Below are 21,505 nucleotides of genomic sequence, written 5' to 3' on the forward strand. Positions count from 1 at the left end.
CCACCGCCTTGCGATCACAGGCGCCAGACCCCGCTCCTTCTCCCACGGAGATCCACAAGACAGACCCTAGCGCCGCAGCTCCGCGAAGCGCCGCCCCTCGACGGCCCATTCGCCGGCCACCGCCCACCCCGTGGTGGCCGCCGCGGTCCGCAGGGCCGCAGGGCCGAGGCGGGCCCAGGGGAAGTCGCGGCCGTGGTGGCCGCGGGCGTCCTGGACGCGGACGGTGAGGCGTTCGTCGACGTCGTACGGGGCGGCCTCGGCCAGCAAGGAGCCGCCGGCGGAAACGAGTTCGCGTACCCGGGTGAGGAGGGCGCGCGGGTCGCCGCCGATGCCGATGTTGCCGTCGACGAGGAGGGCGGTGGCCCACCGTCCTTCCGCCGGGAGCCGGTCGAAGACGGAGCGGCGCAGCACCGCGCCCCCGGCGCCGCGGGTGCGGGCGACGGCGGCGGGGCTGACGTCGACGCCGAGGGCGGGCAGCCGGTATGCCGCGAGGGCGGCGACCAGCCGCCCGGGTCCGCAGCCGATGTCGAGCACGGGGCCCCGGCAGCGGCGCAGCAGTGCGGCGTCGGCGGCGTCGGGGCCGGCGCACCAGCGCTCGACCTCCAGCGGGAGCAGCCAGCCGTCGGACCGGCGCAGGAAGAGCGGGCCGCGGCCGTTGTGCAGGGCCAGGGCGTAGGGGTCGTCCACCCAGGGCTCGGAGGCAGTGGCGGTCACCTGGCTCATCGGACGGCCACCCGGAGGGCCCGGGCGAAGCGGGTGCCGGGGGCGAGCGCGGCGACCTCGGCGGCGTCGGCGGCGGTGTCCACGTCACGCAGCGGCGCCAGATCGCGCACTCGGAGCCCGGCGTCGTTCAGCCTGCGCCGCTGGACGGCGCCCGTCGTGGGCGTCGACATGGGCACGCCCCGCACGAGCTCCGGGGCGGGCTCCGCGAAGCCGAGCGCCCAGAAGCCGCCGTCGGCCGCCGGGCCGAAGTACGCGTCGCAGTGCCGCCAGGCGTCCGCCGCCAGCGCCGGGGCGAGCAGCGCCGGGGTGAGCTGCGGGGTGTCCATCCCGATCAGCAGCGAAGGCCCGTCGCACCCGGCGAAGGCCGCCGCGAGCCGTTCGTCCAGGCCGCCCGGCACCTGCGGTACGACGTCGAAGCCGGCCGGCAGCCACGGCCCCGGCGCCCCTTCCAGGACCAGCACCCGGCGCCGCGCGGGGGCGCGCAGAACGGCGTCGAGCGTGTCGGCGAGGGCCGCCTCGGCCAGGGCGGCGGCCTCGTCCGGGCTGTACGGCGGCGTCAGGCGGGTCTTGACCCGGCCGGGCAGCGGCTCCTTGGCGATGACGAGCAGGGTGGTCATCGCACGCCACCCGCCGGTTCCGCCAGCACGGCCCGCATGTCCCGTACCGCGTGCCAGGTCCCGCGCCATGTGCCGGTGACCTTGGAGCGTCCCGTACGCGGGTGGTACGGCACGTCCGTCTCCCGTACCCGCCAGCCCGCGTCGGCGGCCCGGACCAGCATCTGCAGGGGGTAGCCGGAGCGGCGGTCGGCCAGGCCGAGGGCGAGCAGCGGTTCGCGGCGGGCGGCGCGCATCGGCCCGAGGTCGCGCAGCCGAAGGCCCGTACGGCGGCGGATGAGGCGGGCCAGCTCCAGGTTGGCCAGACGGGCGTGCGGCGGCCAGGCGCCCCGGTCGACGGGGCGTCGGCGGCCGAGTACGAGGTCGGCGGAGCCGTCCAGCACCGGGTCGGCGACGGAGGGCAGCAGCCCGGGGTCGAGCGAGGCGTCGCAGTCGCAGAAGCAGACCACGTCGGCCGTCGCGGCACGCAGCCCGGCGTGGCAGGCGGCGCCGAAGCCGCGCCGGGATTCCCGCACCACGTACGCGCCCAGGGATGCGGCGAGCTCGGCCGAGCCGTCCGTGGAGCCGTTGTCGACCACGATCGCGCGCCAGCCGGGCGGGATCCGTTCCAGCACCCAGGGCAGCGCGGCCGCCTCGTCGAGGCAGGGCAGCACAACATCCACAACACAAGGAGAGTCGGTCACGCCTCTGACAGTACGAACGGGAATCGGGACATTCAGGACCTCGGCTCCTTACGAAACAAGGACGTCCCCCACCCGGCCCCCTTCCGGGGATCCGGCGACCCGTCGCCGGTGCAAGACTCAAAACGTGACCACCGCCCCAGAAACCACCCCCCGCCGGATCCTCGTCGTGGACGACGACCCGACCGTCGCCGAGGTCGTCGCCGGCTACCTCGCCCGCGCCGGCTTCGCCGTGGACCGGGCCTGCGACGGCCCCGCGGCGGTGGCGCGCGCGGTGGCCGTACGGCCCGATCTGGTCGTCCTCGACCTGATGCTGCCGGGGCTGGACGGGCTGGAGGTGTGCCGCCGGATCCGGGAGGAGCAGGGCCAGGTGCCGGTGGTCATGCTGACCGCGCGGGGAGACGAGGACGACCGGATCCTCGGCCTGGAGGTCGGCGCGGACGACTACGTCACCAAGCCCTTCAGCCCGCGCGAGCTCGTCCTGCGCGTCGAGTCCGTCCTGCGCCGGGCGGGCGCGGCGACCACCCCCGCCACCGCCCCCGCCGGGCAGCCGTGGCTGAGCGCCGGGTCGCTCGCCCTGGACCCGGTGGCCCGGCGCGCCCTCCGTTCCGGCAGCGAACTCGCCCTCACCATCCGTGAGTTCGACCTGCTCGCCTTCTTCCTGCGGCACCCGGGCCGGGTGGTCGGCCGCGAGGAGCTGATGCACCGGGTGTGGGGCTGGGAGTTCGGCGACCTGTCCACGGTGACCGTCCATGTGCGGCGGCTGCGCGAGAAGGTCGAGGACGACCCGGCGCGGCCCCGGCTGATCAGCACCGTGTGGGGCGTCGGCTACCGGTTCGATCTGCCCCTGCCCGACGGGCAGACCGACGGGCAGGCGGATGGGCAGGCCCACGGGCAAGGGGAGGCCACTGATGCATGACCTGCTCCTCATCGCCGCCTACGCGGCCCTCGGCGCGGCCACCGCCGGTGTCCTCGGCTCGATCGCGCTGCGCCTGCTGCGGCACCGCTCGGTCGCCCTGTCGCTCGCCGTCGTCGCGGCCGTCACGGTCGCCGCGATGCTCGCCGGGACGCTGTCGGTGGCGTGGGCGATGTTCCTGTCCTCGCACGACCTCGGCGTCGTCACGACGGTCTGCGCGATAGCCGCCGTCGTCTCGCTCGTCATGGCGCTGATCCTCGGCCGCAGCGTCGTCGCCGGCAGCCGCGCCCTGGCCGCCGCGACCCGCGCCTTCGGTGACGGCGACGGCTTCGCCGCGCCGGACGCCGCCCCCACCGCCGAACTCGCCGAGCTGGGCCGCGAACTGGCCGCCACCAGCGCCAGGCTCGCCGCCTCGCGGGAGCGCGAGCAGGCCCTCGAAGCCTCCCGGCGGGAGCTGGTGGCCTGGATCTCGCACGACCTGCGCACCCCGCTCGCCGGTCTGCGCGCGATGGCCGAGGCCCTGGAGGACGGTGTCGCCGACGATCCCCCGCGCTACCACGCCCGGATCCTCGCCGAGGTGGAACGGCTCAGCGAGATGGTCGGCGACCTCTTCGAACTCTCCCGCATCCAGGCGGGCGTCCTGGCCCTCGCGCCCACACGCATGTCCGCGTACGACCTCGTGGGCGACGCCATAGCCGGTGCGGACCCCCTGGCCCGGGAGCACGGCGTCCGGCTGGTCGGCGACGGCGTGGAGGCCGTGCCGGTCGAGGTCGACGGCCGTGAGATGACCCGCGTACTGGCCAATCTGCTCGTCAACGCCATCCACCGCACCCCGGCCGACGGCACCGTCGCCGTGGCCGCGCACCGCCTCGACAACTCGGTCGTCCTGTCCATCACCGACGGCTGCGGCGGCATCCCCGCCGAGGACCTCCCCCGTGTCTTCGACACCGGCTGGCGCGGCACCGACGCCCGCACCCCGCCCGCCGGCGCCGGCCTGGGCCTCGCCATCGTGCGCGGCATCGTCGAGGCCCACTCCGGCCGCGCGGCGGTACGGAATGTTCCGGGCGGCTGCCGCTTCGAGGTCGTGCTGCCTGCGGCGGGCTGAATCCGGATGCGCCCGAGCCGGTGGGCGCCGTAGCGTGCACCGCATGGGTATCGAGCCGAGCGCTGAGCACGGGGACCGGCAGCAGGATCTCGTCGTCCGGGTGGTCCGTGAGGACGACATCGACGAGTGGGGCCGGGCCGTACAGGCCGGCTTCCTGGCCCCGTTCCAGAAGGACGACATGGGCTGGCGGAGGCGGACCTTCGAGCCCGGCCGCTGGTTCGGCGCGTACGACGGGGCCCGCTGCGTCGGGACGTTCCGCAGTATCCCCTTCGACCTCACGGTGCCGGGCGGCGCGACGCTCGCCGCCGACGGGGTCGCGAGCGTGACGGTGACGGCCACGCACCGCAGGCGCGGTCTGCTGACCCGGATGATGGAGCTGGACCTGGCGACCGCGCACGCGCGTGGGGAGGCCGTGTCGATCCTGATGGCCGCCGAGTACGCCATCTACGGCCGCTACGGCTTCGGCCCGGCCGTCCGGAAGGCGGGGTACGAGATCGCGCTTTCCTCCTCAGGCGGTCTGCGGCCGGGCGTCGGCACCGGCGGCGCGGGCCGTATCGACCTCGCGACGATGGAGGAGTTGCGCAAGGTCGGGCCGGAGCTGCACGACCGGCACCGCGTGACGCAGCCCGGCGCGATCAGCCGCCCGGCATGGTGGTGGCAGTGGTACACCGGCGAGATCGCCCGGCCGGGCGCGTCGCCCTTCAAGGAGCCGTTCGTCGCGCTGCACCGGGCGGCCGACGGCGAGGTGACCGGGCTGCTGGCCTACCGCGTCGAGAGCGGCTGGGGCGACGGCCGCCCGGACTGCACCCTCACCGTCCTCGACCACATGGCCACCGACCGCGAGACCGCCGAGGCGTTGTGGCGGTACGCCTTCTCGGTGGACTGGGTGCGCAAGGTCGTGGTCGACAACATCGCGCCCGACGATCCGCTGCCGCTGCTGCTCAACAACCCCCGGGCGGCCCGGCCGACGTCCGAATCCATCGACTCCCTGTGGCTGCGCGTCCTCGACGTGCCGGCCGCCTTCGGCGCTCGTACGTACCGGGTGCCCGGCCGCACCGTCCTGGAGGTCGCCGACCCGGCGGGCTACGCGGCCGGGCGCTGGGCCGTCGAGGCCGCCGCCGACGGCACCGGCAGGGCCACCCGCACCGAGGACCCGGCCGACCTGTCGATGGACGCCGGCGCCCTGGGCTCGCTCTACCTCGGCGGCGAGTCGGTCCCGCGCCTCACCGCCGCCGGGCTGGTCCGCGAACTGCGCCCCGGCGCCGCCCTGGAGGCCGACCTGCTGCTGCGCAGCGCCGTCGCTCCGTGGTGCCCGGACGACTTCTAGACCGGGGCGTTCACAGCTCGGCGATGCCGTCCTCGAAGCGGACGGCCGGTTTCCAGCCGAGCTCGTCGCGCAGCCGCCGCGAGGAGGCCGTGATGTGCCGGACGTCGCCGAGCCGGTACTCGCCGGTGACGACGGGGGCCGGGCCGCCGCAGGCCGCCGCGAGCGCGCTCGCCAGCTCGCCCACGGTGCGCGGCTCGCCGCTGCCGACGTTGTACGCGCGCAGCTCCCCCGGCGCGGTCCCGTCGGCGCCGAGCGCGGCGAGGTTCGCCGCCGCGACGTCCCGTACGTGGACGAAGTCGCGCCGCTGGCCGCCGTCCTCGAAGACCCGCGGCGCCTCACCGCCGGCCAGCGCGGAACGGAAGAGGGCGGCGACGCCCGCGTACGGCGTGTCGCGGGGCATGCCGGGGCCGTAGACATTGTGGTAGCGCAGCGAGACCGCCCGCCCCTGGACGGCCCGGGCCCAGGCGGCGGCCAGGTGCTCCTGGGCGAGTTTGGTGGCGGCGTAGACATTGCGGGGGTCGGCCGGGGCGTCCTCGCCGACGAGGCCGGGGCTGAGCGGCTCCCCGCACAGCGTGCACGGCGGCTCGAACTGCCCGGCGTCGAGGTCGGCGACCCGCCGGGGCCCGGGGCGTACGGTGCCGTGCCACTCACAGTCGTAGCGCCCCTCGCCGTAGACGACCATCGACCCGGCGAGCACCAGCCGCCGTACGCCGCTCGCGGCCATCGCGGCGAGCAGCACCGCCGTGCCGAGGTCGTTGCGGCTCACGTATTCGGGCGCGTCGGCGAAGTCCTTGCCGAGGCCGACCATGGCGGCCTGGTGGCAGACCGCGTCGACGCCGCGCAGCGCTTCGTCGACGGCCGCACGGTCGCGTACGTCGGCGTGCGGCCCGGGGCCGTTGGCGTCGAGGACGCGGACGCCGAGCCCGGCTGCGGTCAGGGCGGTGACGATGTGGGAGCCGATGAAACCGGCCCCTCCGGTGACGAGTACCAGCATGGGGCCGACCGTAGGTCACAAACCCGGCTGTCGGGCGGCGGCGGGCCCCGACGTCACAGCTCCGTAAGAGCCGGCACCTCCAGCGTCAGCGTCCCGGCGTCGGCGTCCAGGACGGCCGGGACCCCGAGCGGCACGGTGAGGGAGCTGTCGCAGTGCCCGAAGCCCAGCTCCTCCACGACCGGGACGCCCAGGCTGCCGAGCCGGTCCAGCAGGACCGCCCGCACCTCCTCCGGCGGCCCGCAGTCGCGCCAGGAGCCGAGGGCTATGCCGGCGACGCCGTCGAGGAGGCCGGAGCGGAGCAGTTGGGTGAGGAGCCGGTCGAGCTGGTAGGGCCGTTCGCCGATGTCCTCCAGGACGAGGATGCCGCCGCTCAGGCCGGTCCGGGCGTGCGGGGTGCCGATGTCGGCGGCGAGCATCGCCAGGCAGCCGCCCACCGTGACGCCGCCCGCCCGGCCGGGCACCAGGGGCGCGGCGGTCGCCGAGGTGAGGGTCCGCACGGTCTCCGGCTCGAAGAGGGTCCGGCGCAGGTGCTCGCGGGTGGGCTCGTCCTTGGTGAAGGCGACACCTGCCGCCACCGGCCCGTACAGCGTGGCGAGGCCGAGGCGCCGGGCGAACGCCTCGTGAAGGACCGTCACATCGCTGAAGCCGATGAAGACCTTCGGGCCGGCCGCCGCCAGGGCATCCCAGTCGAGCAGGTCGATCATGCGCTGCGCGCCGTAGCCGCCGCGGGCGGACATCACGGCGGCCACGGCCGGATCGCACCAGGCGTCCTGGAAGTCACGGGCACGCGCTTCGTCGTCCCCGGCGAGATAGTCGAGGCGGGGGTGCCGGTCCAGGACGTGCGGGGCCACGACGGGGTCGAGGTCCCAGCCGCGCAGGATGTCGAGCCCCACGTCGAGCCGCTCGGGCACCACGGGCCCGCTGGCGGCGACCACGGCGACGCGGTCGCCCGGCGCGAGCCGGCGGGGACGGAGCAGTGGCGTGAGGGTGGTCATGTGGCGAGCTCCAGACGCGGTACGGCGGGCGGGTCGAAGCCGAAGGTCTGCCCGTACAGCGACAGTTCGGCCTCCAGGGAGGCGATCATGGTGTCCGCGCGGCGGAAGCCGTGTCCCTCGCCCTCGAAGGAGAGGTACGCGTGCGGGATGCCGCGCCCGGCGATCCGCTCCAGGAAGCGTTCGCACTGCACGGGCGGGCAGATCACGTCGTCCAGCCCCTGGAGCAGGAGGAAGGGCGCGCTGATCCGGTCGGTGCGGTTGATCGTGGAGCGCTCGCGATACCGCTCGGGGACCTCCGCCAATGGGCCGATGAGGGATTCCAGGTAGCGGGACTCGAAGTCGTGGGTCTCGCCGTTGGCCGCCCAGCTGTAGAGGTCGAGGATGGGATACCTGATCGTGCCGCAGGCGTAGAGGTCGCTCGAGGCCAGCGAGGCCCCGCTGGTCCAGCCGCCCGCGCTGCCGCCCCGGATGCCGAGCCGGGTGCCGTCGGCGCCGCCCTCGTCGGCCAGGGCCCGGGCGACGGCGGCGCAGTCCTCGACCTCGACGACTCCCCACTGTCCGCGCAGCCGTTCGCGGTAGGCGCGGCCGTAGCCCGTCGAGCCGCCGTGGTTGACCTCGACGACGCCGATGCCGCGCGAGGTGAAGTAGGCGACCTCCAGATCGAGGACGAGCGGGACCCGGCTGGTCGGGCCGCCGTGCACCCACACCACGTACGGCGGCAGTTCCCCTTCGGGCGCGGCGAAGCCGGGGTTGCGCGGCGGGTAGACGTGGGCGTGGATCTCGCGGCCGCCGGGGCCCGTGAAGACCCGCTCGACGGGATCGGGGAGGTAGTCCGGGTCCACGGTGTCGTGGTGGGCGGCGCCGATGACGCGGGCCCGCCCGGTGGCGGTGTCGAGCTCGACGACCTCGTGGGCGGTGCGCGGGCTCGCGGCGGTGCCGATGACCCTGGTGCCGGACGCGGTGAGCTGGCCGCCGGCCCACTCGGTCCACGGCCCTGCGGCGTCGGTGAGTTCGCCGGTGGCCGGGTCGAGCAGGCCCAGACGGAGCGCGCCCCTGCCGTGCAGGACCGCGATCAGCCCGGTGTCCAGCGGCGTGAACCAGCGGGCCCCCATCTGCCAGCCCGGTCCGGCGAACTCCTCCTCGCGCGGGCACAGGTTGACCGCCTCCCCGGTCCCGGGGTCGACGCGGTGCAGGTTCCACCACCCGGTGCGGTCGGTGGCCGCCAGCAGGGAGCCGTCCACGGCCCATTCCGCCTGTGCGACGGACTCCTCGGGGCCGCCGATGAGGGTGCGGGTCCCGGTGAAGCGGCCGTCCTCCGCGATGTCGGCGATCTTCAGCTCGGTGCCGTCCCAGGGCATACGGGGGTGGTCCCAGGCGATCCACACCGCCTGCCGCCCGTCCGGGGACAGCCGGGGCGCGGTCACGAACCGGTGGGCGTCGTCGGACAGTTCGCGCACCGCGTCCCGGTCCTCGGCGGCGGAGCCGTCCAGCGGCACGGCGGCTGTCACCCGGCGCACATCGCTCGGCCCGTCCCCCGTGTACTCCTCCAGGACGCACCACACCTCGCCCCGGTCCAGGCGCACCTGGGGGTCGGCCCAGCGCAGCCCGCCGCCCACGGACGACACCGGGGTCAGCGGTCTCGGCTCGGCGCCGGGCTCGTCGGGCTCGTACGCGTACAGCCGCTGATCGGGGAAGTGGGAGAACACCACCAGAGGGCCGCCGCCCGATCCGGTCGTGCCCGCCCAGGCGCGGCCGCCGTACTCGATGACCCGGGTCCGGACGTTCCAGGGCGCGGGGAGCACCGATGCCGTGCTGCCGTCGGCCCGGCGCCGCACCAGCGCGCGACGGCCGCCCTCGGCCGGACGGGGTTCGGTCCACCACACCTCGTCGCCGACCGTGCCGGGGTATTCGGGGCGTCCGTCGTGGGACGCGGCCGTCCCCGCGTCGATCGGCGACTCCCAGGCGCCGTAGGACGCGACGCGGGTCATACGGCGTCCCCGCCCATCAGGAAGCGGTCGAGCACCCGGACGCCGAAGTGCAGCGCCTCGACCGGCACCCGCTCGTCGACCCCGTGGTACATCCCCGCGTAGTCGAAGCCCTCGGGCAGCTTCAGCGGCGAGAAGCCGTAGCCGGTGATCCCGAGCCGCGAGAACTGCTTGGCGTCGGTGCCGCCGCCCATGCAGTACGGCACCACATGGCCGTCGGGGTCGAAGTGCCGCAGCGCCTCGGCCATCGCCGCGTAGGTCGGCGAGTCCAGCGGGGCCTGCAGCGGGATCTCCCGGTGCTGGAACTCCCAGTCCACCTCGGGCCCGGTGAGCAGGTCCAGGGTCTTGGCGAACTCCTCCTCGCCGCCCGGCAGCATCCGCCCGTCCACGTACGCGGTCGCATGGCCCGGGATGACGTTGATCTTGTAACCGGCCTGCAGCATCGTCGGGTTGGCGCTGTTGCGGACGGTCGGCTCGACCAGCGCCGCCGCCGGGCCGAGCTTGGCCAGCAGCGCGTCCACGTCGTCGAAGTCGGGTTCGATGTCGTGCAGCGCGGCCAGTTCGGTCAGCGCCGCCCTCACGGTCGGGATGATCCGCACCGGCCATTCGTGCTCGCCGATCCGGGTGATCGCGGCCGCCAGCCGGCTCACCGCGTTCTCCCTGTTCACCTTCGAACCGTGGCCCGCGCGGCCGTGGGCGGTCAGCTTCAACCAGGCTGTGCCCCGCTCCCCCGCGGCGACGGGGTAGATCCGCAGGCCGCCGCCGGCGTGGAAGGTGAAGCCGCCCGATTCGCTGACGCCCTCCGTACAGCCCTCGAAGAGGTCGGCGTGCTCGGAGGCCAGGAAGGCGGCTCCGTACGCCGCGCTGTCCTCCTCGTCGGCGGTGAAGGCCAGCACGATGTCGCGTGGCGGCCGCCGGCCCTCGCGGGCCCAGGAACGCACCATGGCGAGCACCATCGCGTCCATGTCCTTCATGTCGACGGCGCCGCGTCCCCACACCACGCCGTCCCGCACCTCGCCCGAGAACGGGTGGACGGTCCAGTCGGCGGCCTCCGCCGGCACGACGTCGAGGTGTCCGTGGACGAGCATGCCCGGCGCCGCGGGGTCGGTGCCCTCGATGCGGGCCACGACATTGGCCCGGCCCGGTGCCGACTCCAGGATCCGCGCCTCGATTCCGGCCTCGGCCAGCCACTCGGCGACATACTCGGCGGCCGCGCGCTCGTTGCCGTCCCCGCCGCCCCGGTTGGTCGTGTCGATCCTGATCAGGTCCGAGGTGAACCGCACCACCTCGTCCATCGCCTGCTGGTCAGCCTGGTCAGCCATACTGTTCCTCCACCGCCGCCGATACGACTGTTGTCACCGCTTTGAAGCACCGGATGCCCTCGTACATGGTCGGCGAGGTGTACGTCACCCGCCGCTCCCCGGTGCGCTCCACCCCGGGCACCACGGTGGCCGCCCCCGCCAGATGGACGGCGTCGAACTCCAGCTCGACGCCGAAAGGTCCGCCCTCGCGCGGCTCGTGCCGCACCGCGAGCGCGGCCGCCTCCTTCGCCGCCGCCCGGATGTCCGCCGCCGTCCGGGCCGGCGGCCGGCACACTGCCGCATACCGTGACACATAGTCCTTCACAGCGACGGTACGGGCCTGCGGCGCATAGCTCTTCGCGTCGATCCCCGTCCGGTCATCACCGGTCACCAGCACCACCGGCACCCCGTACTCGGCGACGACCAGCGCGTTGAGGTACCCCTCGCTCGCCATCTCACCGTCGACCCACACGCCGGTGATGGAGTTGGCCAGATAGGTGTGCGCCAGCACCCCCTCCGTGCCCGCGCCCGTGTGGTAGCCGACGAACGCTATGCCGTCCACGTCCCCGTGCTGCACGCCCTCCACCATCGACAGGTCCTTGTGCCTGCCGGTGAGCATCTGGGCGCGCTCGTCGAGCCGCTCCAGGAGCAGATTGCGCATACTCCAGTGCGCCTCGTTGACCAGCACCTCGTCGGCGCCACCGTCGTAGAACCCGGCGATCGCCGCATTCACATCCGACGTGAACATGTGCCGGCAGCGCTGCCACTGCTCGCTGCCCGGCAGCACGTCGGCGGGCCACGTCACGCCGGTGGCGCCCTCCATGTCGGCCGAGATCAGGATCTTCATGGGACGTCACGCTACGCGGTGCGCGCCGCTCGCTCCAGGGCCCCCTCCGGCCCTGTGGATAACTCCACCGGCACAGACCTCTGGCGCCCCGCCGCAGTGGCTCCCTCGCCGGACCGGTCAGCCCCGGCGCCCCGCCACCAGCCAGTTCGTCGGCACCTGGATCCGCGTGCCGTCGGCCGCGTACTCCGTCGTGGTCAGCGGAAGCGCCCCCTGCTCCAGCACGTCGAGCCCGGCCGACCGGAAGAAGCCGGGAATCGCCTCGTCCGGGACCTCTCCCGGTGCGATGCCGTGCGCGAAGACCGCCGCGAGTTTCGCGGGCGGGCCGCCCGGCTGTTGCGCCAGCCCCATCAGTACGCCCTTGGCCGCGCCCGCCAGCTCGTCGGCGAAGGCCCGTCCCCGTACGCCGAGCAGCTCGGCGATGCCCTCGACCAGCGGGCCGCGCTCGTCCGGCTCGCACTGGTGCAGTACGCCGCGCATGTAGACGTTCGCGTCCCCCAGTTCCGCGTGCAGGGCCCGTACGGCCTCCGCGTCGGCCCCGTTGAGCTGCCGGTACTCCGCGAGGCCGCCCGGGTCCGCCCGTCGGGCGCGCTCGATGGCGGCGGCCGCGAGATCGACGCCGACCACCCGGCCGTAGCGTCCCGCCAGGAAGCGGGTCTGGGTGCCGTTACCGCACCCCAGATCGACGAGCGGGAGGGTGTCGTCGACATACCCCTCGAAGAGCGGCAGATGGCCGGCGGCCGTGACCTCCGCCTCCGAGTCCCAGAAGGCGGCCCCGGGCTCGTCGGGCACATCCCGCCAGAAGCTCTCCCACGCTTGCAGATACCCGCCGGCCACGTTCATCGCGTACTCCCCAGGAAGACCAGATCATCCGACGCACAGTCAAGATCTGAACTACAGGCGCCACTTGACCCTGGCAAGCGCCCGGCACAATCCGTGGTGAACCGTGATGCCGCGTTCGAGCCTCGCACTATCGCCGTGGCAACGACTGCTCGAACCACACCGTCTTCCCCTGCGCGGTACGGCTCGCGCCCCACTCCCGCGCCAGCCGGCTGACGATCCGCATCCCGCGCCCGTACTCGTCGTCCGGCCCGGTGCTGAGCAGCGCGGGCATGGCGTGGTCGTCGTCCGTTACCTCGCACAGCAGCGCGGTGTCCGCCCGCACGAGCCGTAGCTCGACATGCCGGGTGTGGGCGTGCCGTACCGCATTGGTGACGACCTCGCCGACCAGCAGCGCGGCCGTCTCGGCCGCCCCCGCGAGGCCCCAGCGCTCAAGTGTGTCGCCGGTCAGCCGACGCGCCCGGCCCACCTCGCGTGGGTCGAGGGCGAGTTGCCACATGGCGACGTCCTCGCGCGGGATGCCGTTGAGCCGGGCCATGAGCAGCGCGACGTCGTCCTTGCGGCCGCCGGGCCGGTTCAGGGCGCGGATGATGGTGTCGCAGGCGTCGTCCATGGACGCCGCCGGATGGGCGGCGCTCTCGCACAGAGCGGCCAGCCCCTGCCCGATGTCCTGGCCGCGCACCTCGACCAGCCCGTCCGTGCAGAGCACCAGCCGGTCGCCGGGCGCCACCCGCACCTTCACCGTCTCGAAGGGCACACCGCCGATGCCGATCGGCGCGCCGGTCGGGATCTCCAGCAGCTCGCTCCGCCCGTCCACCGCCCTGACCAGCACCGGCGGGATATGGCCGGCGTTGCCGATCAGCAGCTCGGACTCGACCGGATCGTAGACCGCGTACAGACACGTCGCGAGATAGTGCTCGCCGAGCCGCTGCGCCAGGTCGTCGAGATTGCGCAGCAGCTGCGCCGGCGGCATGTCCATCGCCGCCATCGTCTGCACGGCGGTCCGCAACTGCCCCATCATGGCGGCCGAGTTGAGGCCATGCCCCATCACGTCGCCGACGACGAGTGCCAGCCGCGATCCCGGCAGCTTGATGGTGTCGAACCAGTCGCCGCCGACCCTCCCCAGCCTGGTCCCGGGCAGATAGCGGGTGGCCACGTCGCATCCCGGCATGCGCGGGGTGATCTGCGGCAGCATGCTGTCCTGGAGCGTGTCGGCGACGTTCTCCTGGTAGGTGTACATCCGCGCGTTGTCGAGCACGAGCCCGGCGCGCGCCGCCAGTTCGGCCCCCGTCACGCGGTCCATGTCGTTGAAGACCGGCCGCTCGCCGTGCCGCAGCAGGATCATGAAGCCGAGCACCACATTGCGCGCCTTCAGCGGCACGACGAGCATCGACCGCCCGGTGATCAGCGGCCGGATGTCCCGCTTCTCGAACTGCGAGGCGATCGCGTCGCCCATCGGCTCGGTGATCCGGGGCACCAGCACCGGCTGACCGCTGGTCATGCACTGGAAGAAGGGTGTGTGCTCGGGGAAGGGCATCGACTCACCGACCGGCACCACGTCGTCCCAGCGCCCCGGCTCGTCGTTGTGCTCGAGCGCGACCCGGTACCACATGGTGGTGACGTCCGGCGGTCCGTCCGGGAAGCCCTCGCCCGCGAGCACCTGCTCACGCAGATAGGTCCCGGCGACGTCGGTGAAGCGCGGGACGACTGCCGCGCTGACCTCCTGGATCGTACGGGCCAGGTCGAGGGAGGATCCGATGCGGCCGCTGACCTCGTTGAGGAACTCCAGGCGCTCGCGTACGGCGGCGTATTCGAGGTCGTCCTCGATCGCTCCCGTCCGCTGTGGCGCCCGCGCGCCGACGGCCGCGCCCGCCGCTCCAGCCGCGCCCGCCTCCGCCGCATCGGCCGGCCGCCCCGTCGGCCTGCGGCGCTCGACCCGCTTGGGCACACCCCAGTCCGGGGTCACCGGCACCCGGTCGTGCTGGCTGATCTCCAGCACCGGGTAGCCGAGTTCGAGTACCTGGGAGACGATCCGGCGGCTCTCGGCGACGCTCATGCTGGGCAGGATCTCCGGCAGCCGCCTGGCGAGGTCGTCGGCGCCCGGGAATTCCGTGTGCAGGGCGAAGCCGGGGGCGATCCGCTCGAACTCGTCCTGGCTTTCCGCCTCCTCGGGCGGTGTGTGCAGGAGCCCGGCATCCGCGGCCAGCACCAACAGCCGTTCCGGCCCCGGGCCGACCAGCGGATACGCCCACCACAGGACGTCCACCCGCTGCCCGTCGCCATCGCCGGCGTCAGCGTCGGCATCGGCGAAACGCGCCCGCCCGGCGGTCGGAAAGGAGGTCTCTCCGTTCAGTGACGCGTCCAGATCCGGCCCGAGATCGTCCTCGGGGTCGTACGCCGCTCCGCCGCCCGCACGGCCCGCCGCACCGACCGCCTCCGCGCCCAACGCGCCCGACACCGGCAGCAGGTCGATGGCGGGCCTGCCCAGCGCCTCCTCCTTCGCGCGCCCGAACAGCCTGCGCGCACCTGTGCTCCAGTGCGAGACCATGCCTGCGTCGTCCACGACCACCACGGCGAGCGGGATCCGGCCGGACAGACCGGAGCGGTTGTCCCCGCCCGGCGGTACCCGACGTTCCATGGCGCGCTCCCGATGCGAAGATCTGCGACTCCGCTACCACGGTACGGCTGCCGTGAGGCGGCGCGTAGGGCAATGGACGAATCCGGCGTACGCCCGCGCGCAGGCAACCACAGGAGCCCGTGTTAGCGTCCTTCTTCGCTGATCGGACTCCAGATCGAAAGGTGCGGGGTCAACACCCCACCTGGAGGAAACCCACTGTGGCCGTCCTGGAGCCGTCCCTACGCTTCCCGCCTCTGCGCCTGAATCTGCGGCACCCCGTGACGGCGGCCACCGTCCTCGCCGGCGTCCTCCTCATCGTGTGGGCGCTCTTCCTGGCCAACGACGCCGGCGACCTCGCCGCCCAGTACGCCTGGACCGACTTCGCCCTCAAGTACCCGGACTCTGCGTACAATTTGTCCTGGTACGGGGGCATGCATCCGGCTTCGTACAGTCTCTTCTCCCCCTACGTCATGGGCCTGCTCGGCGTCCGTACGACCGCCGTGCTCGCGGGCACCCTGTCGGCGACGATCGCGGCGCGGCTGGTCATGCGCTCCGGCATCGCCCGTCCACTGCTCCCCGCGCTCTGGGCGGCGTTCTCGCTCTGGTGCGACGTGGCGTCGGGCCGGGTCACCTTCGCACTCGGCGTCCTGTTCGGACTGCTGGCCGCCGAAATGGTGCTGGGCGGCACGCGCCATGTGGTGGGGGCCTCGGCGCTGGGTGCGCTCGCCACCGCGTGCAGCCCGGTCGCCGGGCTGTTCGTCGAGGTGCTGGCCGCCGCGCTCTTCCTCACCGGGCGCCGCAAGGTGGCGTACGTACTCGCCGCCGGGCCGCCGCTGGTCATCGGCGCGACGTCGCTCCTCTTCCCCTTCGACGGAGTCCAGCCCTTCGCCTGGTACTTCGCGGCGCTGCCCTTCGCCACGGCGGTGCTCGTCGCCCTGCTGGTGCCGCGCGAGTGGCGCGTCATGCGGGCCGGTGCGGTGGTCTACGCGGTCGGCATAGCCCTCACCTTCGCCATACCGTCGCCCATAGGCAGCAACGCCGAACGCCTGGCGCTGCTCTTCGGGGGTGTGGTGCTGCTGTCGGCCGCGCTGGCCGGTCGGGTCGGGGGCCGCCGGACCGTCGCCCTGTACGCGGCGTTCGCCGGCGTCGCCATCTGGCAGATCGCCAAGCCGGTCACCGACCTGATCAACACCGCCCCCGTCACCGACACGGTCCGCCACGCCGCCCCCCTGATCACCGAACTCGGCAGGCTCGGCGCCGACACCGCCCGCGTCGAGGTCGTACCGCTCCGCTCCCACTGGGAAGCCTCCGGCCTCTCCCCGTACGTCAACCTCGCCCGCGGCTGGAACCGGCAGGCCGACGTCGAGCGCAACCCCCTCTTCTACGACGGCACCCTCACCGCCACCTCGTACCGCACCTGGCTGCGCCAGTGGGGCGTCCGCTACGTCGTCCTCCCCTCCGACGCACCCGACGGCGCCGGCCTCGCCGAGAGCAAACTCATCACCTCCGCCCACCTCTCCTGGCTCCAGCCCGTCTGGCACGACACCAACTGGCAGGTCTACCGCGTCACCCACCCCCAGCCCCTGGCCGCCGCCCCCGCCACCGTCACCGACGCCGGCCCGGCCGCCCTCACCGTCAAGATCCCCTCCCCCGGCTCCTACCTCCTGCGCATCCCCTACTCCCCCTGGCTCGGCATCGAAGGCGCCACCGATTCGCTGCACGGCTGCCTCACCCAGTCCGGCACCTGGACGCGGCTCTACGCTCCGTCGGCGGGGACGTACCACATAGGCGCGCGGTACGCGCTCACCCGGGGCACGCCCTGCGAGTAGCCAATTGTCAACTCGCGGTTGACAGTTGGGAGGGTGTCAACCTAGCGTTGACACATGACGCAGCCCATTCGGCTCGATGACCTCATCGACGCCATCAAGAAGGCCCATTCCGACACCCTCGACCAGCTTTCCGACGCCGTCATCGCCGCAGACCACCTCGCCGACGTCGCCGACCACCTGATCGGCCACTTCGTCGACCAGGCACGGCGTTCCGGCGCCTCCTGGACCGAGATCGGCCGGAGCATGGGCGTCACCCGCCAGGCCGCCCAGAAGCGTTTCGTCCCCAAGGACCCCGCCACGCCCGCGGACCTCGACCCCGACCAGGGCTTCAGCCGCTTCACCAAGCGGGCCCGGAACGTCGTCATGGCCGCACACGAGGAAGCCCGTACGGCAGCCAGTCCTCAGGTCCGCCCCGAACACCTCGCCCTCGGCCTCCTCAGCGAGCCCGACGCCCTCGCCGCCGCGGCCGTCGTCGCCCTGGGCGTCCCCCTGGAAACCGTCCGCCAGGCCGTCACCGCCACGCTCCCCCCTGCGGCCGACGAGGTGCCCGAGCTCGTCCCGTACGACCAGGGCGCACGCAAGGTCCTGGAACTCACCTTCCGCGAGGCCCTGCGCATGGGCCACAACTTCGTCGGCACCGAGCACATCCTGCTCGCCCTCCTGGAGCTCGAGGACGGCACCGGCGTCCTCACCGGCCTGGGCATCGACAAGGCGGCCGCCGAAGCCAACATCACCAGCGCCCTGGCCGCCGCGAGCAAGCACCAGCGGTGACCCGCTGGGCGGTGCCGAACCACGCCTCCGCCAGCGAGTCCAGCGTGGGTTCCGGCGGCGCCGGCAGCACCCTGAAGTACCAGGGCAGATTGCCGTAGACGTGCAGGAGCGTGTGCGCGAGCAGTTCGCGGGGCGGGAAGACGTGACCGTAGGCGGCCATGATCCGGCCGAGCAGACGTGGGTCGCCGCGCGAGACGAAGACGCCGACCGCGACGAAGTCGTAGGCGCGGTCGCCGATCATCGCGGGCTCGAAGTCGAAGAGCCCGCTCAGCGTCCACCGGCTCGCATCGACGAGCAGGTGCTCGCGCATCACCTCGGTGTGCAGCAACACCCGCTCCGGGTCCTCGGCCAGCGGCACGGACTCGAGGAACTCCGGTATCTGTTCGAGCCACACCTCAGGAAGTCCGCGCTCACGCTGCTGCTCCACCGCCGCCGCGCGCTGCCCGGCGAGGAAGGAGCCCCATGCCTTCGGGCCGAGCGCATCGCTCAACGGCGCCGCGTCGAGGGCATGGAGCCCGGCGAGCAGTTCCCCGGTCGCAGTGGCCAACCGGTCCTGGTCCGCCCCCGTCGCGCGCGGCCACGCCCCGGCCAGCCCCTCACCGGGGAGCTGCGACATCAGGACGTAGCGCCAGCCGCTCTCGTACTCGCCGCAGGCGTGGAGTTCGGGGGTCGCAACGGGCAACCTGCCCTGGATGTGGTCCAGAACCCGCGCTTCCGCGACCCCGTCCCCGGCGCAGACGGTGGGATACAGCTTGAGCACATGGCGGTCACCGACCGCGTAGACCGGCACCGAGCCCTCGGGGTAGCGGCGAAGGGACTCGCCCCCGAGGCCCAGCCGGGCCGCCAGCCGCTCGGCGCCGGGCCGCACGATCTCCTCGTGGCCGACGACGGCATCCCACTGTTCGTCCGTGTGCACGGCAGGCAGCATGCCCCGGAGCCTAGTGCCGCGCCCGCACGACTCGTTTGTTCGTCAGTCCTCGTGCCCCAGCTGGAGATCCCGCTCCGTACGCCCCCCGCCCACGACCTGAAGCACCGTCGCGACGGGCGGGTACCCGGAGGCGATGACCGTGTACGCGCCGGCGGCGAGGTCGACGAAACGGAAGACGCCGTCGGCGGAGGTCGTGACCGAGTCGACGACGTTCCCGGCGGCGTCGAGGAGCGTGACGCGGGCGTCCTCGACGGGCCGGCCGCCGGGGGCGCGGACGGTGCCGCGGAGGATGGCGCCGCCGGCGAGTTCGATGTCCTGCCGGGTCTCGCGGGCGGGCTGTACCGAGACCGGCAGGGCCGCGGGGCGGTAGGCGGGGGCGGTGGTGGCGAGGGTGTACTCGCCGGAGATGAGGTCGGTGAGGGTGTACGCGCCGTCGCGCCCCGTACGGGTGGTGGCGATGACGTCGCCGCGGACGTCGGTGAGGGTCACGATGGCGTCCCGGACCGGCGTGCCGTCGGAGGTGTGGACAGCCCCGGCGAGGCGGCCGGCACCGCCGAGGACGACGTCGAGTTCGACGGGGCGGTCGCCGACGGTGACGGAGACGGCCTGCGGCTGGTGACCGCCGGCGGCGGCGATGAGGACGTACGAGCCGTTGCCGGGGGTGCTGAGGGCATAGCGGCCGTCCTCGGCGGTGGCACCGCGGCCGATCTGGCGGCCGGTGGAGTCGATGAGGGTGAGGGCGGCGCGGCCGACCGTGCTGCCGTCGGCGTGCTGGACGGTGCCGCAGACGGGGATACCGGCCGTGGACGACTCGGCCTTGCGGGCGCCGGGGACTTGGTGCTGGGTCTGGGTCACCAGGGGTTTCTCCTTGAGGAGGAAGGCGAGGAGGAAGCCGACGGCGAGCACCGGCACCAGGTAGAGGAAGATCCGCGGCATGGCGTCGGCGTAAGCCCGTACGTACGCGTCGCGCAGCGCGGCCGGCAGTGCGTGGACCAGCTGCGGGGTGATGGATTCCGGGTCCGGGAGGTCGGAGCCGCGGGGCAGCTCGACCGCGAGACGGTCGCTCAGCCGGCCGGCGAAGAGGGTGCCGAAGACGGCGGCGCCCACGGAGCCGCCGATCTGGCGGAAGTAGTTGTTGGCGCTGGTGGCGGCGCCGAGGTCGGCCGGGCGTACCGAGTTCTGGACGGCGAGGATCAGGACGGGGAGGACGAGCCCGATCCCGAGGCCCAACACCGCCATGTACGCGCTGTACTCGACCCGGGAGGTGTCCACCTTCAGCAGCGACAGCAGCCACATGCCGACCGCCGAGGTCGCCCCGCCCAGCAGCGGGTAGAGCTTGTAGCGGCCGGTACGGCTGATGAGCTGGCCGGAGCCGACCGAGGCGACGACGACGCCGAGCATCATGGGCAGCATCAGGAGCCCGGACTCGGTCGCCGTGGCGCCGTCGACCATCTGCAGGAAGGTCGGCAGATAGCTGGCGGCGCCGAAGAGCGCCACGCCGATCACCGCGCCCACCAGGGCGGTGACGTTGAAGATGCCGTCCCGAAAGAGCCGCAGCGGGATGACGGGCTCTACGGCGAACCGTTCCACCAGTACGAAAAGCAGCGCACTGGCCAGCGCGCCCGCGCCGAGGCCGATGATGACCTCCGAGCGCCAGGCGTACGTGGTGCCGCCCCAACTGGTCAGCAGGACGAGGCAGGTTGACCCGGCGGCGAGCAGCAGTGCGCCGAGGACGTCGAGGCGCGGCCGGACGGCCGGCTTGGGGAGGCGGAGGACGGTCGCGATGACAGCGAGGGTCAGGAGCCCGAAGGGGACGTTGATGTAGAAGCACCAGCGCCAGGAGGCGTGGTCGGTGAAGAAGCCGCCGATCAGCGGTCCGGCGACCGAGGCGAGGCCGAAGGAGGCGCCGATCAGACCCATGTAGCGGCCGCGTTCGCGGGGCGGGACGATGTCGGCGATGATCGCCTGGACGCCGATCATGAGGCCGCCGCCGCCGATGCCCTGGACGGCGCGGAAGGCGATGAGCTCGTCCATCGAACGCGACCAGCCGGCCAGGGCCGAGCCGATGACGAAGACGACGATGGCGAACTCGAAAACGCTCTTGCGGCCGAAGAGATCGCCGAGCTTGCCGTAGACCGGGAGCCCGATGGTGGAGGCGAGGAGGTAGGCGGTGACGGCCCAGGACATCTTGTCGAGGCCGTGCAGCTCGCCGACGATCTTGGGGAGGGCGGTCGCCACGATCATCTGGTCGAGCGCGGCGAGCAGCAGCGTGAGCATCAGCCCGAGGAAGACCAGCCGGAGCCGGCGCGGGCTGAGGCCGGAAGGTGGAGGAGAGTCCGGGGCGGGCGCGGTGTCCCCGGGGGTATCCGCCGCGTCGTCCAACCGCTCCATCAGCGTGCTGCCGCCCACGTGTCCGCTCCCCTCGTCGCGCCTGCCCTGCGAGCGACAACGATCAACAGGCGCGACGATGCTCCAAAGGGGCGCAGATCCACCCGTATCGGTGAACTACCCGTATCGGTGACCTACTTCGCCGCGCCCTCGACCTCGCCGGCGAGCCGCGCCAGGACGGCGTCGTAGATGCGGTTCAGGCCCTTGGGCGCGAAGGTGCGCTCGAAGAAGCCGCCGATGCCGCCGGCGCCGTTCCAGGTCGTGGTGGTGACGACCTTGGAGCGGCCCTCACCCGCCGGGGTGACGGTCCAGGTCGTCACCATGGACGAGTTCTGGTCGGTCTCGACGAGCTGCCCGGCCGTCGGCTCGGTCACGGCGAAGAGGATGTCCCGGATCCGCTTCTCGGTGGCCTGGAGCTTCCAGTGCACGAGGGTGCCCTCGCCCTTGCCGCCCTCGCGGACCTCGTACTCGCTGAACTGCTCGGGGAGCAGCTTCTGCCGCGTACCCGAGTAGTCCGCGAGCGCCGCGAACACCTCCTCCGGTCCCGCTTCGATCTCGCGCTGCGTGGTGGCCTCTACCTGGCCCATCTGCCCGTCCTCCGTCAGTTGCGTGGTGCTCGGTGCTCCGGGCCCAAGCATCCCACTCGAC

18 protein-coding genes are annotated in these 21,505 nt (G+C 73.3%); 5 read left to right on the forward strand and 13 right to left on the reverse strand.

The window, feature by feature from the left end; all coding sequences use genetic code 11:
• Window positions 1-66: 66 nt before the first annotated feature.
• From ACFXJ5_RS27550 to ACFXJ5_RS27560, 3 genes are read right to left on the reverse strand one after another with little or no spacing between them, the layout of a single operon-like run.
• Window positions 67-723 (reverse strand): methyltransferase domain-containing protein, encoded by a 657-nt coding sequence (locus ACFXJ5_RS27550; RefSeq protein WP_384636490.1) that lies wholly within the window; start codon window positions 721-723, stop codon window positions 67-69.
• Window positions 720-1,340 (reverse strand): DUF2064 domain-containing protein, encoded by a 621-nt coding sequence (locus ACFXJ5_RS27555; RefSeq protein ID WP_384636493.1) that lies wholly within the window; start codon window positions 1,338-1,340, stop codon window positions 720-722. Before ACFXJ5_RS27555 ends, ACFXJ5_RS27550 begins: the two co-directional genes overlap by 4 nt.
• On the reverse strand, window positions 1,337-1,999 hold the full coding sequence (locus ACFXJ5_RS27560; RefSeq protein WP_384636569.1) for a glycosyltransferase family 2 protein: 663 nt from the start codon (window positions 1,997-1,999) through the stop codon (window positions 1,337-1,339). The genes ACFXJ5_RS27555 and ACFXJ5_RS27560 overlap by 4 nt, the downstream gene beginning before the upstream one ends.
• A 145-nt stretch (window positions 2,000-2,144) precedes the next feature.
• Between ACFXJ5_RS27560 and ACFXJ5_RS27565 the strand changes: the two genes are divergently transcribed.
• Genes ACFXJ5_RS27565 through ACFXJ5_RS27575 form a run of 3 tightly spaced genes read left to right on the forward strand, consistent with a single transcriptional unit; the run spans window position 2,145 to window position 5,365 of the window.
• Window positions 2,145-2,936: a response regulator transcription factor gene (locus tag ACFXJ5_RS27565; protein WP_384636496.1), complete on the forward strand. Its 792-nt coding sequence runs from the start codon at window positions 2,145-2,147 to the stop codon at window positions 2,934-2,936.
• On the forward strand, window positions 2,929-4,038 hold the full coding sequence (locus tag ACFXJ5_RS27570; RefSeq protein WP_384636498.1) for a sensor histidine kinase: 1,110 nt from the start codon (window positions 2,929-2,931) through the stop codon (window positions 4,036-4,038). The genes ACFXJ5_RS27565 and ACFXJ5_RS27570 overlap by 8 nt, the downstream gene beginning before the upstream one ends.
• A 43-nt stretch (window positions 4,039-4,081) precedes the next feature.
• Window positions 4,082-5,365 carry a GNAT family N-acetyltransferase gene (locus ACFXJ5_RS27575; RefSeq protein WP_384636501.1) on the forward strand — a complete coding sequence of 428 codons (1,284 nt, stop codon included), beginning with the start codon at window positions 4,082-4,084 and terminating at the stop codon, window positions 5,363-5,365.
• A gap of 10 nt (window positions 5,366-5,375) precedes the next feature.
• Here ACFXJ5_RS27575 and ACFXJ5_RS27580 read toward each other — a convergent pair whose 3' ends face one another.
• The 7 genes from ACFXJ5_RS27580 to ACFXJ5_RS27610 form a co-directional block, all read right to left on the reverse strand.
• Window positions 5,376-6,359: an NAD-dependent epimerase/dehydratase family protein gene (locus tag ACFXJ5_RS27580; RefSeq protein WP_384636504.1), complete on the reverse strand. Its 984-nt coding sequence runs from the start codon at window positions 6,357-6,359 to the stop codon at window positions 5,376-5,378.
• A 53-nt stretch (window positions 6,360-6,412) separates the two neighbouring features.
• The gene (locus ACFXJ5_RS27585) at window positions 6,413-7,354 is read right to left on the reverse strand and encodes an LD-carboxypeptidase (RefSeq protein ID WP_384636507.1); all 942 of its coding nucleotides are present in this window, start codon (window positions 7,352-7,354) and stop codon (window positions 6,413-6,415) included.
• Window positions 7,351-9,342: a prolyl oligopeptidase family serine peptidase gene (locus ACFXJ5_RS27590; RefSeq protein WP_384636510.1), complete on the reverse strand. Its 1,992-nt coding sequence runs from the start codon at window positions 9,340-9,342 to the stop codon at window positions 7,351-7,353. The genes ACFXJ5_RS27585 and ACFXJ5_RS27590 overlap by 4 nt, the downstream gene beginning before the upstream one ends.
• On the reverse strand, window positions 9,339-10,661 hold the full coding sequence (locus tag ACFXJ5_RS27595; RefSeq protein WP_384636512.1) for a M20/M25/M40 family metallo-hydrolase: 1,323 nt from the start codon (window positions 10,659-10,661) through the stop codon (window positions 9,339-9,341). The genes ACFXJ5_RS27590 and ACFXJ5_RS27595 overlap by 4 nt, the downstream gene beginning before the upstream one ends.
• The gene (locus ACFXJ5_RS27600) at window positions 10,654-11,487 is read right to left on the reverse strand and encodes a M55 family metallopeptidase (protein WP_384636515.1); all 834 of its coding nucleotides are present in this window, start codon (window positions 11,485-11,487) and stop codon (window positions 10,654-10,656) included. Before ACFXJ5_RS27600 ends, ACFXJ5_RS27595 begins: the two co-directional genes overlap by 8 nt.
• Window positions 11,488-11,604: 117 nt before the next feature.
• The gene (locus tag ACFXJ5_RS27605) at window positions 11,605-12,327 is read right to left on the reverse strand and encodes a methyltransferase domain-containing protein (protein WP_384636518.1); all 723 of its coding nucleotides are present in this window, start codon (window positions 12,325-12,327) and stop codon (window positions 11,605-11,607) included.
• A 127-nt stretch (window positions 12,328-12,454) separates the two neighbouring features.
• The gene (locus ACFXJ5_RS27610; RefSeq protein WP_384636521.1) at window positions 12,455-14,962 is read right to left on the reverse strand and encodes a SpoIIE family protein phosphatase; all 2,508 of its coding nucleotides are present in this window, start codon (window positions 14,960-14,962) and stop codon (window positions 12,455-12,457) included.
• Window positions 14,963-15,159: 197 nt separating this feature from the next.
• On the opposite strand from ACFXJ5_RS27610, the gene ACFXJ5_RS27615 reads away from it, so the two are divergent.
• Window positions 15,160-16,770 (forward strand): MFS transporter, encoded by a 1,611-nt coding sequence (locus tag ACFXJ5_RS27615; RefSeq protein WP_384636524.1) that lies wholly within the window; start codon window positions 15,160-15,162, stop codon window positions 16,768-16,770.
• A gap of 54 nt (window positions 16,771-16,824) precedes the next feature.
• Entirely contained in the window at window positions 16,825-17,541 is a 717-nt protein-coding gene (locus ACFXJ5_RS27620; RefSeq protein ID WP_384636526.1) for a Clp protease N-terminal domain-containing protein, read from the forward strand.
• On the opposite strand, the gene ACFXJ5_RS27625 is transcribed toward ACFXJ5_RS27620, so the two are convergent.
• From ACFXJ5_RS27625 to ACFXJ5_RS27635, 3 genes are all read right to left on the reverse strand, one after another.
• The gene (locus ACFXJ5_RS27625) at window positions 17,501-18,469 is read right to left on the reverse strand and encodes a phosphotransferase family protein (RefSeq protein WP_384636529.1); all 969 of its coding nucleotides are present in this window, start codon (window positions 18,467-18,469) and stop codon (window positions 17,501-17,503) included. The genes ACFXJ5_RS27620 and ACFXJ5_RS27625 overlap by 41 nt on opposite strands.
• Window positions 18,470-18,511: 42 nt before the next feature.
• Complete coding sequence (locus ACFXJ5_RS27630; protein ID WP_384636572.1) at window positions 18,512-20,860, reverse strand: MFS transporter; 2,349 nt, start codon at window positions 20,858-20,860, stop codon at window positions 18,512-18,514.
• Window positions 20,861-20,991: 131 nt separating this feature from the next.
• The gene (locus ACFXJ5_RS27635; RefSeq protein WP_384636532.1) at window positions 20,992-21,444 is read right to left on the reverse strand and encodes an SRPBCC family protein; all 453 of its coding nucleotides are present in this window, start codon (window positions 21,442-21,444) and stop codon (window positions 20,992-20,994) included.
• Between the last annotated feature and the right edge of the window lie 61 nt (window positions 21,445-21,505).

Source organism: Streptomyces sp. NPDC059373 (assembly GCF_042751495.1).
In the GTDB taxonomy this organism is placed as follows: domain Bacteria; phylum Actinomycetota; class Actinomycetes; order Streptomycetales; family Streptomycetaceae; genus Actinacidiphila.

Coding starts and splice junctions, on each gene's coding strand:
- ACFXJ5_RS27550 (WP_384636490.1), bottom strand. CDS start 723: ATGAGCCAGGTGACCGCCACTGCCTCCGAGCCCTGGGTGGACGACCCC.
- ACFXJ5_RS27555 (WP_384636493.1), bottom strand. CDS start 1,340: ATGACCACCCTGCTCGTCATCGCCAAGGAGCCGCTGCCCGGCCGGGTC.
- ACFXJ5_RS27570 (WP_384636498.1), top strand. CDS start 2,929: ATGCATGACCTGCTCCTCATCGCCGCCTACGCGGCCCTCGGCGCGGCC.
- ACFXJ5_RS27575 (WP_384636501.1), top strand. CDS start 4,082: ATGGGTATCGAGCCGAGCGCTGAGCACGGGGACCGGCAGCAGGATCTC.
- ACFXJ5_RS27580 (WP_384636504.1), bottom strand. CDS start 6,359: ATGCTGGTACTCGTCACCGGAGGGGCCGGTTTCATCGGCTCCCACATC.
- ACFXJ5_RS27585 (WP_384636507.1), bottom strand. CDS start 7,354: ATGACCACCCTCACGCCACTGCTCCGTCCCCGCCGGCTCGCGCCGGGC.
- ACFXJ5_RS27590 (WP_384636510.1), bottom strand. CDS start 9,342: ATGACCCGCGTCGCGTCCTACGGCGCCTGGGAGTCGCCGATCGACGCG.
- ACFXJ5_RS27595 (WP_384636512.1), bottom strand. CDS start 10,661: ATGGCTGACCAGGCTGACCAGCAGGCGATGGACGAGGTGGTGCGGTTC.
- ACFXJ5_RS27600 (WP_384636515.1), bottom strand. CDS start 11,487: ATGAAGATCCTGATCTCGGCCGACATGGAGGGCGCCACCGGCGTGACG.
- ACFXJ5_RS27605 (WP_384636518.1), bottom strand. CDS start 12,327: ATGAACGTGGCCGGCGGGTATCTGCAAGCGTGGGAGAGCTTCTGGCGG.
- ACFXJ5_RS27610 (WP_384636521.1), bottom strand. CDS start 14,962: ATGGAACGTCGGGTACCGCCGGGCGGGGACAACCGCTCCGGTCTGTCC.
- ACFXJ5_RS27620 (WP_384636526.1), top strand. CDS start 16,825: ATGACGCAGCCCATTCGGCTCGATGACCTCATCGACGCCATCAAGAAG.
- ACFXJ5_RS27625 (WP_384636529.1), bottom strand. CDS start 18,469: ATGCTGCCTGCCGTGCACACGGACGAACAGTGGGATGCCGTCGTCGGC.
- ACFXJ5_RS27630 (WP_384636572.1), bottom strand. CDS start 20,860: ATGGAGCGGTTGGACGACGCGGCGGATACCCCCGGGGACACCGCGCCC.
- ACFXJ5_RS27635 (WP_384636532.1), bottom strand. CDS start 21,444: ATGGGCCAGGTAGAGGCCACCACGCAGCGCGAGATCGAAGCGGGACCG.